This window comes from Petrocella sp. FN5 (assembly GCF_029210395.1).
In the GTDB taxonomy this organism is placed as follows: Bacteria; Bacillota; Clostridia; order Lachnospirales; family Vallitaleaceae; genus Petrocella.
In genome coordinates this window covers 160903-173199 of the sequence record NZ_JARGDP010000001.1, presented here as the reverse complement: position 1 = coordinate 173199, position 12297 = coordinate 160903, and the positions used below count along the sequence as shown (strand labels likewise).

Here is a 12297-nt window from a genome sequence, read left to right as displayed (position 1 = left end):
ATCTTGAATTATACCTTGCAAACCGTTTAGGTCAGCGAAAAGTATTATATCATAACCATTTTGCTAAGTCAATGCTATTTCAACATTTTCTTAAGTTACTAAACGGAGAAAGAGGGATTTGAACCCTCGCGCCGCGTTAACGACCTACTCCCTTTCCAGGGGAGCCCCTTCAGCCGCTTGGGTACTTCTCCAAACGTTGAATAAACACACGTTGCACTTCTTATATTTATTGAAATCTGATGATTAAGATTCCAGCGGAGAAGGTGGGATTTGAACCCACGGTCCCTTTCGGGATCACTGGTTTTCAAGACCAGCTCCTTAAGCCACTCGGACACCTCTCCAAATGTATCCTTGCGCACTGATTGGCGCTTAATTAATTTATCATATCTCATTAATGGTGTCAACACTTTTCTTCTTTTTTTTATTAAACCAAATTATAACATTTTTTTAAGTGCAAAGCGTCTAAAAGCCGCTCTTATAAAGACTTATAGCGGCTTCTTTTTTCTGTCATTACCTTATAAATGCTATCACTTCCTCTTGTTGTCAGATAACTCCGAGCTAGTATGCTATGTATGAAAATATTCACTCCTCATAGCCTTCAAAATCATCACCATATTTTTCATAAGTATCCAGAAGATTGATATTCTTTTTCTTCATGGGTTTATGTTTTGGTTCTATCCTACTTAGCTGTGATAGTCCTTTTTCATTTTGGCTTGGATGACTCCGAACATGTTTTTTGATACGCTCATCTTTGTCCAACGCTTCCTGTTCCTTTCTTTTTGGCATAATATCCTCCGAAATTAAGTGTTTGTTAAGTTCTTTGCAATCCATTCACCATATGCTAAGTCAGATGGTGTGGTAATTTTAATGTTATCATAGGAACCTTCCACCATTTTCACTTCATGATTCATTAATTCTTCTACTAACATGGCGTCATCCCAAAAATCCATAGAGTGAGCATGTCGTCTTTCATAGGCTTGTTTAATAAGGTTCAACTCAAAAGCTTGAGGGGTCTGTACGGCCCATAATAAGCTTCGATCCGGTGTTTTTATAACCCTATGATTTGTATCAACGCTTTTTATTGTGTCTTTGACCGGTACACCCAAAACAGCAGCGTTACACTCAAGCGTCATTTGAATGAGTCTTAATATATCTTTTTCTTTGACAAAAGGTCTTGCACCGTCATGAATCAATACCAATCCTTCACCTTTAATAGACCTTAAAGCATTGTAAACTGAATCCACTCTTTCTTTGCCGCCTTTTACCATTTTTATGACTTTCGAAAAATCATTTAGAGTAAGTATGTTTTTTTCCACATAGGACATTTCATCTTCCCTCACGACAAGAAGAATGTTGTGAATTGCTTTCATTTTTTGAAAGATCATCAACGTATGATACAATATCGGATAACCTGCTAATTGAATAAACTGTTTGTTTTCATGATGTTGCATTCGTTTTCCCATACCTGCTGCTAGAATTACTACATTTATTTCCATAATAACCTCTTATTCATAATATCCGAGCATGCTAACTTAACATGTTGATTTTTCTATCGTCATCTCAACCAAACTGAATATTGGATGAAGCATTAAGTGACATATCATGATGAATACCGTTTTTATAGTCGTGATAGGCCGCCACACCAATCATGGCTGCATTGTCCGTACAATAAATTGGTGAAGGGTAATAGAGGTCATAGCCATTTTCTTTCGCTTTTCGTTGCATTTCTTCTCGAAGCCGGCTATTCGATGCGACACCACCCGCCAAGGCTATTTTATTCATACCTAGATTCTTCGCTGCCATCATTGTCTTATTCGTAATCACTTCTATAACCGCCTCTTGAAATGATGCAGCCACATCGGCTGCATTGATGGCCTCATTTTTCATTTTCATCTGATTTAAATAGTTTAAGACGGCCGATTTAATACCACTAAAACTAAAGTCGTAAGACCCTTGCTCTAAATAGGTTCTTGGGAAGTTTATTGCCTTCCCATTACCCGTTTTTGCTAATAAATCCATTTTGGGACCACCAGGATAACCCAATCCAATACTTCTTGCTACTTTGTCATAGGCTTCACCAACGGCATCATCCCGAGTTCGTCCGATAATCCTATAACTTCCATAATCTTTGACTTCTACTAAATGCGTATGGCCACCTGAGACCACCATACATAAAAAAGGTGGTTTTAAATCATGCTCAATATAATTAGCAGATATATGACCTTCAATATGATGTACACCTATTAAGGGAATATCAAGGGCAAAGGCAATAGCCTTTGCCTCAGCCACGCCCACCAGCAATGCGCCAATCAATCCAGGGCCATGGGTAACCGCTACCCCATCTAAATCTGCAAAGGTAATCCCTGCCGCGTTCAGGGCTTCATCAATAATTGGATTCATTTTTTCAACATGCTTACGAGATGCCACTTCTGGAACCACACCACCAAATTTGGCATGCAATTCTATTTGTGAAGATATGGCATTACTAAGAATTTCTTTGCCATTTTTCACTACTGCTGCGGATGTTTCATCACATGAAGTTTCAATGGCTAATATAATCATTTCTTTTTCTTCTTTCATTATTGTTCCCTACTATTCTATCGTAATCGCATCGTCAACCGGGACCCAACCTTTAATAAACCAAAGCCCGTCCGATTTTTCCAATACATATTGTTGTTGAATATTTTCACTTTTTCCCACGCTGTTTGGTATAAACACAACTTTTACAAACGCTAATCTATTATCTGTTGGACTATACTCCGGTAACAAAATTCTATAATCCACAATGTGATCATTACCTTCATTGGCTCTTCGAACCTCTTCAATAATATTCGCCATATGTTTTTCTTCTGGATTAAGTTCTAATAAAGCTTCTGCATAATAAGTCCTTTGAACTTTTGCAAGTAATCTGATTTCTTCTTCTGTTAACTTTCCTGAATACATAACTTTCATCAACATCGTGTTGAATTTAATAATCTCATAAGGGCTCTTTTGAAGCTTTTCAACATTAAATGTCAATACACCTGTGTTGGCTTTTGCCAAAGGTAATATTTCTTTTTCTTCAATGACATCATCAAATAGTCGCTTGGCTTCTTCTTCCTTGTTCTTGTTGTATATGCTTGGATTTAAAATCAATAAGGCACCTAATCCTATTAGGATCAGCACGGCAATAATCTTTCTCATAGATATCCTCCTTGTATAACAACTTCATTTATATGCGAGACTTAACTTTTAAGCCTTCAATAAATATATCGGAAAAATGGCGTAAAATATGAGTCACTAAACTATTCTTCGAACTTTAAAGTCATAGATTGTCGATCTTTTGCCACATAACTGTTTGGAAATATCTTTTGTGCCACATGTTCAAAATCTTTTGGCTTTACAAGAGCCGGACTAAAATGGGTCAGCCACATCATTTTTACATGCGCCGATTTTGCCAGTTCCGCTGCCTCCCAAAAAGTCATATGCTTATATTCTTTTGCTTTATTTTCTTCACCCGGATCACCATACATACCTTCGCATATGAATAAATCCGCTTCCTTTACGTGTGTGACCATGTTGTCTACCGGCCTTGTATCTGTACAATAACTTACTTTAATGCCTTTTCTTTCTTCACCTAATACCATATCTGGCGTTAACAACCGCTCTTCATGAAGGACAGAATCACCCTTTTGTAATACTGACCAATATTTGATTGGTATATCTGCCGCTTTGGCCTTATCCATGTCAAATTTTCCGGTTCTGTTGATAATTATATTATAACCATAGCAGGTCACTTTATGGTTTAACTTGTATGCTTCAATCTGATAACCTTTGTAATTAATAAGGTTAAAATCCTCTTCCAGCTCAATAAACTCTATCTCAAAAGGTAATTCAGGTGCAATCACCCTAAGTCCGTTAACAACTCTTTTTACACCTTTAGGCCCGATGATTTTCAAAGATTCTCTTCGATCTGAATTCCCCATAGTTAAGAGTAAACCAGGTAAACCACTTGTATGGTCACCATGAAAATGTGTAAAACAAATGGTATCAATTGCCTTAAAACTCCACCCTTTTTGTTTTAAAGTGATTTGGGTGCCTTCACCACAATCAATTAATAAATTACTACCATTGTATCTAGTCATCAAGGATGTTAACCATCTATTGGGCAATGGCATCATTCCGCCTGTTCCTAATAAACATAAATCTAACATAGTTTTATTTCTCTCTCTAATCTTAGCTAAAGTGCCAAAACTGTTAAGAGAATCTTAGTTTTGAAACTTTAACGATTTTATTTACTATTGGTTTTAGTGTCAATATTATAACATAAATATCTCTAAGGTTCTAGCGCATCAAAATTATAAGAAAAGCTGCCTCTCTTGTTGAACCAATCAACCGGAGGGCAGCTATTGTAATATTTTAAAGTTCTTTTGCTGCTTTATATACCGCATCTGTTGTAATACCGTAAGCTTCGTATACTTTCGAACCTGGTGCTGAAGCTCCAAAAGTGTCTATACCAAGCACTTTACCATCTAAACCGACATATTTATACCAAATAGCTGTTGCACCTGCTTCAATGGCAATTCTCCTTCGACATTCTTTTGGTAATACGGCTTCCTTATAAGCTACTGATTGTTCATCAAATAGATTCATAGCTGGCATACTGACCACCCTGACATCCATACCCTCTGACCTTAGTTTTTTTGCCGCCTCATAAACATACTCCACTTCTGAGCCTGAACTCATGAGAATCAAGTCTGGGATTGACTGATTAGAATCCGATAAGATATAGCCGCCTTTTAAGGCTTCTTTTCCTGTTTCTTTATAATAAGGAACATTCTGTCTGGTCAGCACAATAGCTGTAGGTCTATTCTTATTCGTAACAGCATAGTACCAAGCCGCTGCTACTTCTTTGGCATCTGCCGGTCTAAATGTTGTAAAATTTGGTACTGTTCTTAGCATAGATAACTGCTCTATTGGCTGATGGGTTGGACCATCTTCTCCTACACCAATACTATCATGGGTTAAAACATAGGTTAATGGTTGGTTCATGATTGCTGATAGTCTTGCCATTGGCTTCATGTAATCACTAAAGACAAAAAACGAAGAAACAAAAGCTTTAAAGCCACCGTGAATACTTATGCCATTGCCTATACCTGCCATTGCCAATTCACGAACACCAAAATGAATATTCATACCTTCATAATGATCCGCCGAAAAATCGCCTTGTCCATTCATATATGTTTTGGTTGAAGGTGCTAGGTCTGCTGCACCTCCAAATAGATTTGGAATAATTTTGACAAGTTTTTGTATGACTTCTCCTGAAATAGATCTCGTTGCATTTGGTTTTTCATCAAATGTCCAAAAGGCATCATCGTCCAAAGCACTTAAATCTTGTTCATCGTTTAGCTGGCTTTCGAGTTCAAGAGCAAGTTCAGGATATTTTTCCTTGTATTCTTCATACTTGTTTTGCCATGCTTCTTGAGCTATAACACCTTTTTTATTAATGCTTGTCATGTGTTCATAGACTTCTTTCGGCAAAGTAAAGCTCTCTGACTCAGTCCAACCTAAATTCTTTTTAGTTGCAGCAATGTTGTCATCACCTAATGGCTCTCCATGGGCACTGTGCTTACCTTCTTTAGCAGGACATCCATGACCGATTAATGTTTTTATAATAATGAGTGATGGTTGGTTAAGATTTTGCTTTGCTTTTTCTATCGCTAAGCCTATAGCTACTGGGTCATTTCCATCTTCAACTTCAATGACTTCCCAATCATAAGCTTTAAAACGTGCGCCAACATCTTCTGTAAAAGCTAAGTCCGTGCTACCTTCGATGGTGATACTGTTTGAATCATATAGTGTAATAAGTTTACCAAGTCTGAGAGTACCAGCAAGGGATGCCGCTTCTGAGGTAATGCCTTCCATTAAGCAACCGTCACCAACTATTGTATAAGTGTAATGGTTAATTATATCTAATTGATCTTTGTTGAATCTGACCGCAAGATTCGCTTCTGCCATGGCCATACCAACCGCATTTGTAAATCCTGCCCCCAGTGGACCTGTTGTTGTCTCAACACCAACTGTGTGTCCGAATTCCGGATGCCCAGGTGTTTTACTGTCCCATTGTCTAAATGACTTAATGTCATCTATGGTCAATCCATAGTCAAACAAGTGTAATAATGAGTAAAGCAACATGGATCCATGTCCAGCAGATAAGACAAAACGGTCTCTATTAATCCAGTTTGGATCTTTTCCATTATGGTTCATGTGGTTAGCCCACAATTCATAAGCCATGGGTGCTGCGCCCATAGGGAGTCCCGGGTGTCCTGAGTTCGCTTTTTGCACAGCTTCAGCTGACAAAATACGAATACTGTTAATCAATAATGTATCTATTTCCTTCATAATTACCTCCTTGATATGTATGGTCAGTTCCTACTCTGAGCATCTTCCACTAGCATTGTATCACAATTCTTTTGGAATTCAAGTGAAAAACTGTTCATATTATTTAAGTTGCTCTTTCCACATAATAATGGCATCTTCTTTGGGAAGGTCATAAAAACCTTTCCGACGTCCCGCTTCAGCAAAACCAAGCTTTTTATATAGCTTCAATGCTTGAAAATTACTACATCTTACTTCAAGTGTCAGTTTTTTGATTTGATTTTCTTTTGCATGGTCCATAAGCTGTTCCATTAGGAGCAATCCTAATCCCCTGTTTCGAAAACCTTTTTTAACAGCGATGTTGGTGATATGTCCTTCGTCAAATATTTTCCACAAACCTGCATAACCAATTATTTCGTCCTCATTCTCCATAACAAGATAATGACTTCTCGGACTGATGACTTCCATCAGAATAGATTCTCTAGTCCAAGGCGATGAAAAAGCTTCCAACTCTATAGTATATATCTGCTCCACATCTTTTTCAAGTATTTTACGAATTTCCATTCATCTTTTCCTCATATTCTCGTTCTGCTTGAGACAATCTATAGTAATTGGGTTGATGGGTCAAATAATCCTCCCATTCACCTTTTTTATATTTTTCTATAGCTAAAAACCCTAATGTACTGGCCCTTGGTAAAAATTCAATGGCCCTTGCAACTCTGATTCTATCTTCCAAAAGATAGCTACGAATGATACTTTCATGTGCTTCAAATCCATCTCCCAAAAATAGGATGGGTTTATTATATGTACTAATTTTCTCTAACATATCCAACACACCCATCTGATCTATGGTTATTATGTTCCTCAATATATTATCCTCATATGCAAAAGCACCCGAAAAAACATGCTGTCTTCTGGCATCCAACATGGGACATATGATGCTATCTGTTGCCTGAATGTTATGAGCCAAACTCTCAATGGTGGATATTCCTATGATTGGAACCCCCAGTACATGAGCTAATCCTTTTGCTGTGGCACTACCGATTCTAAGACCGGTATAAGATCCCGGTCCATTTGAGACTGCAATAGCGTCCAAGGTTGATAAATCCAAATTCAACTGTTTCTTAAGAGAATTTAGCATTGGCATAATCGTTTGTGCATGATTTTTTTTGTTGTTTAGAATAAACTCGCCAATAATCTTAGTGTCTTCTATAATCGCTACACCTGCAACCATAGCCGAACTCTCTATTGCCAACACTTTCATTTATTCACCTTCTTCTATGGTAATAGTTCTATAATCGAGGCCTTTGCTTAAGTCCTTTTTAATGGTAATGTATTTGGCCTCTTTTGGAATGAGCTCATCTATCCGTGATGCCCATTCAATCATGGTTACACCTTGCCCATAGAAATAATCTTCATATCCAATTTCATCTAACTCATAGGGATCCGTTATTCTATAAACGTCAAAATGGTAAAAATCCAACCGTCCATTTTCATATATATTCATAATGGTGAATGTCGGACTTGTTACATGATCATGGATTTGTAGACCTCTCGCAAAACCTTTTGTAAAAACAGTTTTGCCAACACCCAGTTCTCCATCTAAACAATATATCTCACCCGATTTTGCTGCCTTCCCTAAGGTCTCCCCAATAACTTGGGTTTCTGCTTCTGTTTTTGATTCATAGACTATCTTGGTCATTTAATTTTTCTTCCATTCTTTTATCCTTGTGTATAGACAGTTTTTTGTCTTCTATAAGTCTTCTAACTGTATCATAATCCTCTTTTTTCAAGAAATTTCTTTTCGGAACAATTAAAGCATGATTATCTTGTAAATAAACAAATATTATTTCTTTAAGCATAACAACCTTGATGACTTCTCGCCATGCAATTTGTGATGCCCCAGTATAAAGCTTTACTTTCAACATGTCTTCCTCAAAGATAAAAGTCATTTTATTTTTAAAAACAGGATTCATGTGAATTTGACGTCTCGCTTTCGCATAGAAGTCTAGAGGTGTTACAACAATATATGCAAAGGCTAAAAAGGCAAATATTAATGCACTTAATATGTCCTTATTGATTAAAAATATCGGTGCCAATATAAGCCCACCTACACCTAGCAGTGCCGTTAAGCGCCCACCCCATCTGCTATAATTATGATAAAACATGAACGTAACCACGTCTTTTACAATCAGTTTCCCTGATACCTTTATTTCTTTTGCCATAACAACCTCCTATACTATTCCTATGATTCACCTAATCTTGTTCTATGATTTACCATTGTTGATTTTCATGGTTAAACCTATACGTTTTTTCTCTATCTCGATTTTCATGACCTGTACTTCAACCACGTCCCCAACGGATACCACTTCTAAAGGATGTTTAATATAACGGTCCGTCATTTGAGAGATATGTACCAAACCATCTTGATGTACCCCAATATCTACAAAAACACCAAAATCAATAACATTTCGCACGGTGCCTTTTAATATCATACCTTCTTTAAGGTCTTTCATATCCAATACATCAACACGTAGAATCGGAGATGGCATCTCATCTCTCGGGTCACGCCCTGGCTTATCTAATTCTTTAACTATGTCTGTCAGTGTAGGAATCCCTACCTCAAGCGCCTTTGCATAAACTTCAAAATTACTTACTTTTTTACTAATTTGGACTTTTCTTTCATGGATGTCCTGCAAAGATAAGCCAAGTTTTTCTAGTAGCTTAGTCGCCACATCATAGCTTTCCGGATGAACACCTGTTTGATCGAGTATGTTCTTACTGCCCTGAATCCTCAAGAAACCTGCACACTGCTCATAGGCTTTTGGCCCTAACTTAGGTACTTTTAATAGCTCTTTTCGGTTTTTGAAGACGCCTACTTTTTCCCTATAAGCTACAATGTTTTTTGCCAAAGGTTTGCTAATACCGGATATATATGCAAGTAGTGATGGCGATGCTGTATTCAAGTCTATACCTACTTTGTTAACACAATCTTCTACCACGCCTGTCAATGCCTCAGCCAATCTTTTTTGATTCATATCATGTTGGTATTGTCCAACACCTATACTTTGAGGATCGATTTTTACCAGCTCGGCTAACGGATCTTGAAGCCTTCTACCAATGGATACAGCACTTCTAAGCGCCACATCAAATTCTGGAAACTCTTCTGTTCCAAGTTTTGATGCTGAGTAAACCGATGCCCCTGCTTCGTTAACTATGATATATTGAATGTTTGCCTTAATCTCTTTTAACATATCTGCCACAAAAAGTTCTGTTTCTCTAGACGCAGTACCATTACCTATGGCAATTAATTGTACTTTATGTTTTTCTATCAAGGGTTTTAATTTTATTTTTGCTTCTTCTACTTTGTTATGAGGTTCTGTTGGATAAACAACACCGGTTTCAAGTACCTTACCGTTTCCAGTGATAACAGCAAACTTACAACCTGTTCTAAAGGCAGGGTCCAGTGCTAAAACCACCTTCCCGGATATAGGTGCTTGCATAAGCAATTGGGTAAGATTTTTCCCAAAAACATCTATGGCACCTTCTTCAGCTTTTTCGCTCAACTCATTTCGAATGTCTCTTTCTATTGAGGGCGCAATCAATCGTTTATATGCATCACTTATTGCTTCTCTTATGGGTTCAGCGTATGTGCTGTTTGAGTTTTTTATTACCTTTAGACACAGGTACTGAATAAACCGTTCTTCTGGTACGATAACTTTAACATTCAGTATCTTTTCTTTCTCACCTCGATTTATGGCAAGAATTCTATGTGGCGCTACTTTCTTTATACTTTCTTCATAATCGTAATACATCTCAAAAACAGATGCCGCTTGATTCTTTTTTGCTTTTGATTGAATCATACCTAGTTCAAAGCTTTGATTTCTTATGTATTTCCTATAGTCAGCATCATCCGCTATACTTTCTGCAATAATATCTTTGGCACCGGCTATGGCTTCTTCAATTGTTAGCACTTCTTTTTCTGAATCCACATATTTTTTTGCTTCTTCATCTATGGATATATTCTCCTGCTGTAATAAGATAAACATCGCAAAGGGTTCTAATCCCTTACTTTTTGCAACAGTGGCTCTTGTTTTCTTTTTGGGTCTATATGGTCTATAAATATCTTCAATCTCTACTAAGGTTTGTACTTGATTTATTTTTATTTTAAGGGCATCTGTCAGTTGGCCTTGTTCCTGAATCGTGGCAATGACTTGATCTTTCTTCTGCTCTAAATTTCTTAAATAGGACAAACGATCAAATAAATCTCTTAATAGTTCATCGGTCAATGATCCTGTTATTTCTTTCCTATATCTTGCAATAAATGGTATGGTGTTGCCTTCATCAATTAACTTGACTGTGTTTTCCACCTGCCAGCTCTGTATTGAAAATTCTTTCTGCAATGCCTTATAAATATCCATCCATTTCTCCTTATTCCAAATAATTCCTATTATTCATTTCACCAAGCAATCAGGATTTATCTTATCCGTTTTGACTCTCTAATCAAGCATAAATACTATAGCATATCTCGCTAAGTATGACAAGAAGGGTGGACGCGTTTGGTCCTATAATAATAAGACCATCTCGAACTTGAGATGGCCTTATTATTATATAGTTATTGACTCAGTTTCTCAAAGGATTGCTATGTTCTTGGCAAACAAGTTGCCTAAATCATCACTAAGAAGTTTATATATGAGAAGGTGAGTTACTGACCTAAGCTAAATTCTTCATGAATAGCATTTACTGCCTCATCTGTATAACGCTCGTCAATCAATAGTGAAATCTTGATTTCTGAAGTTGAAATCATCTTAATATTAATGCCTGCGTCATATAAGGCTTCAAACATTTTACTTGCCACGCCTGTGTTCGATTGCATACCTGCACCTACTAAGGATACTTTTGCAACATGTTCATCGACAGAAACCGATTCAAATTTCAATGCTTCTTGATGGGCTTCTATAGCTTCTTTGGCATGGTAGGCATCATTAATGTCAACGGTAAAAGAAATATCTTTCGTATTGTTTCGCCCTATGGATTGAAGAATAATGTCAACATTAATATTCTCCTTTGCCATGATTCTAAATAACTTAAATGCCTTTCCGGGTTCGTCTTCTATACCGACTACCGCTATCCTGGCAATGTTTTTATCTGCTGCTACACCACTAACCAACATTTTTTCCACTGTACATTCCTCCTTAACAACAGTTCCTTCTGCTCTTGTCAAACTGGATCGCACCACCAGTTCAACACCATATTTTTTTGCCATTTCTACTGATCGGTTATGTAAAACTTTTGCACCAAGGGATGCCAATTCCAGCATCTCGTCATAGGTTATTTCCTGTAATTTTTTAGCGGTTTTCACGACCCGTGGATCTGCTGTGTAAACACCATCAACATCCGTATAGATCTCACATTTATCAGCATTTAAGGCTGCTGCAAGTGCCACTGCCGTTGTGTCAGAACCCCCTCGACCTAGAGTCGTAATATCATCATGTCGATTGACCCCTTGAAAACCTGTCACAATAACGATGTTCTTTCTGTCCAGTTCTTCAATAATCCGTTCACCTGTTATATTTTTAAGCCTTGCATTCCCGTAAGAAGATGATGTATACATTCCTGCTTGGGTTGCATTTAAAGAAACTGCATTATAACCTAGCTCTTGAAGTGCCAATGCCATTAGTGAGACAGATATCTGTTCACCTGTTGTAAGTAACATGTCCATTTCTCTTTTTGAAGGCGAGCTGCAATAGGTTTTTGCCTTGGATAGTAATTCATCTGTTGTATCCCCTTGAGCCGATAATACAACAACCACTTCATGCCCTTGATCGTAATCTTCAATAATCCTTTTAGCAACATTAAACACACGATCCCGATCTGCTACAGAACTGCCGCCAAATTTTTTAACAATTAGCACTTTTATATCCTCCTATATGTGTTTTC

The 12297-nt window shown here is 37.4% G+C and carries 12 protein-coding genes and 2 tRNA genes; all 14 read right to left on the bottom strand.

The window, feature by feature from the left end:
- Positions 1 to 103 precede the first annotated feature (103 nt).
- Positions 104 to 191: transfer RNA gene (locus P0N36_RS00800), tRNA-Ser, on the bottom strand.
- Between the two features lie 64 nt (positions 192 to 255).
- Positions 256 to 341, bottom strand: a tRNA-Ser gene (locus P0N36_RS00795).
- A gap of 241 nt (positions 342 to 582) precedes the next feature.
- Positions 583 to 786, bottom strand: a complete 204-nt coding sequence (locus P0N36_RS00790) for a hypothetical protein (RefSeq protein ID WP_275840798.1) — start codon at positions 784 to 786, stop codon at positions 583 to 585.
- 14 nt (positions 787 to 800) lie between these two features.
- Entirely contained in the window at positions 801 to 1496 is a 696-nt protein-coding gene (gene ispD / locus P0N36_RS00785) for a 2-C-methyl-D-erythritol 4-phosphate cytidylyltransferase (RefSeq protein WP_275840797.1), read from the bottom strand.
- 64 nt (positions 1497 to 1560) lie between these two features.
- Complete coding sequence (gene tsaD / locus P0N36_RS00780; RefSeq protein WP_275840796.1) at positions 1561 to 2580, bottom strand: tRNA (adenosine(37)-N6)-threonylcarbamoyltransferase complex transferase subunit TsaD; 1020 nt, start codon at positions 2578 to 2580, stop codon at positions 1561 to 1563.
- Between the two features lie 12 nt (positions 2581 to 2592).
- Positions 2593 to 3183, bottom strand: coding sequence for a hypothetical protein (locus P0N36_RS00775; RefSeq protein ID WP_275840795.1), 591 nt, complete (start codon positions 3181 to 3183; stop codon positions 2593 to 2595).
- Between the two features lie 101 nt (positions 3184 to 3284).
- On the bottom strand, positions 3285 to 4193 hold the full coding sequence (locus P0N36_RS00770; protein WP_275840793.1) for a ribonuclease Z: 909 nt from the start codon (positions 4191 to 4193) through the stop codon (positions 3285 to 3287).
- 205 nt (positions 4194 to 4398) lie between these two features.
- Entirely contained in the window at positions 4399 to 6381 is a 1983-nt protein-coding gene (gene tkt / locus P0N36_RS00765) for a transketolase (protein ID WP_275840791.1), read from the bottom strand.
- Positions 6382 to 6480: 99 nt separating this feature from the next.
- Positions 6481 to 6921, bottom strand: a complete 441-nt coding sequence (gene rimI / locus P0N36_RS00760; protein ID WP_275840790.1) for a ribosomal protein S18-alanine N-acetyltransferase — start codon at positions 6919 to 6921, stop codon at positions 6481 to 6483.
- A complete protein-coding gene (gene tsaB, locus P0N36_RS00755; protein WP_275840789.1) occupies positions 6908 to 7621 on the bottom strand; it encodes a tRNA (adenosine(37)-N6)-threonylcarbamoyltransferase complex dimerization subunit type 1 TsaB in 714 nt (237 codons plus the stop codon). The genes rimI and tsaB overlap by 14 nt, the downstream gene beginning before the upstream one ends.
- The gene (tsaE, locus tag P0N36_RS00750) at positions 7622 to 8059 is read right to left on the bottom strand and encodes a tRNA (adenosine(37)-N6)-threonylcarbamoyltransferase complex ATPase subunit type 1 TsaE (RefSeq protein WP_275840788.1); all 438 of its coding nucleotides are present in this window, start codon (positions 8057 to 8059) and stop codon (positions 7622 to 7624) included. It abuts the gene before it with no gap.
- On the bottom strand, positions 8040 to 8582 hold the full coding sequence (locus P0N36_RS00745) for a YcxB family protein (RefSeq protein ID WP_275840787.1): 543 nt from the start codon (positions 8580 to 8582) through the stop codon (positions 8040 to 8042). Before P0N36_RS00745 ends, tsaE begins: the two co-directional genes overlap by 20 nt.
- Before the next feature lie 42 nt (positions 8583 to 8624).
- The gene (locus P0N36_RS00740; RefSeq protein ID WP_275840786.1) at positions 8625 to 10778 is read right to left on the bottom strand and encodes a Tex family protein; all 2154 of its coding nucleotides are present in this window, start codon (positions 10776 to 10778) and stop codon (positions 8625 to 8627) included.
- Between the two features lie 284 nt (positions 10779 to 11062).
- Complete coding sequence (locus P0N36_RS00735) at positions 11063 to 12271, bottom strand: aspartate kinase (protein WP_275840785.1); 1209 nt, start codon at positions 12269 to 12271, stop codon at positions 11063 to 11065.
- Positions 12272 to 12297 lie beyond the last annotated feature (26 nt).

Coding starts and splice junctions, on each gene's coding strand:
- P0N36_RS00745 (WP_275840787.1), bottom strand. CDS start 8,582: ATGGCAAAAGAAATAAAGGTATCAGGGAAACTGATTGTAAAAGACGTG.
- P0N36_RS00740 (WP_275840786.1), bottom strand. CDS start 10,778: ATGGATATTTATAAGGCATTGCAGAAAGAATTTTCAATACAGAGCTGG.
- ispD (WP_275840797.1), bottom strand. CDS start 1,496: ATGGAAATAAATGTAGTAATTCTAGCAGCAGGTATGGGAAAACGAATG.
- tsaE (WP_275840788.1), bottom strand. CDS start 8,059: ATGACCAAGATAGTCTATGAATCAAAAACAGAAGCAGAAACCCAAGTT.
- P0N36_RS00790 (WP_275840798.1), bottom strand. CDS start 786: ATGCCAAAAAGAAAGGAACAGGAAGCGTTGGACAAAGATGAGCGTATC.
- tkt (WP_275840791.1), bottom strand. CDS start 6,381: ATGAAGGAAATAGATACATTATTGATTAACAGTATTCGTATTTTGTCA.
- rimI (WP_275840790.1), bottom strand. CDS start 6,921: ATGGAAATTCGTAAAATACTTGAAAAAGATGTGGAGCAGATATATACT.
- tsaD (WP_275840796.1), bottom strand. CDS start 2,580: ATGAAAGAAGAAAAAGAAATGATTATATTAGCCATTGAAACTTCATGT.
- tsaB (WP_275840789.1), bottom strand. CDS start 7,621: ATGAAAGTGTTGGCAATAGAGAGTTCGGCTATGGTTGCAGGTGTAGCG.
- P0N36_RS00770 (WP_275840793.1), bottom strand. CDS start 4,193: ATGTTAGATTTATGTTTATTAGGAACAGGCGGAATGATGCCATTGCCC.
- P0N36_RS00775 (WP_275840795.1), bottom strand. CDS start 3,183: ATGAGAAAGATTATTGCCGTGCTGATCCTAATAGGATTAGGTGCCTTA.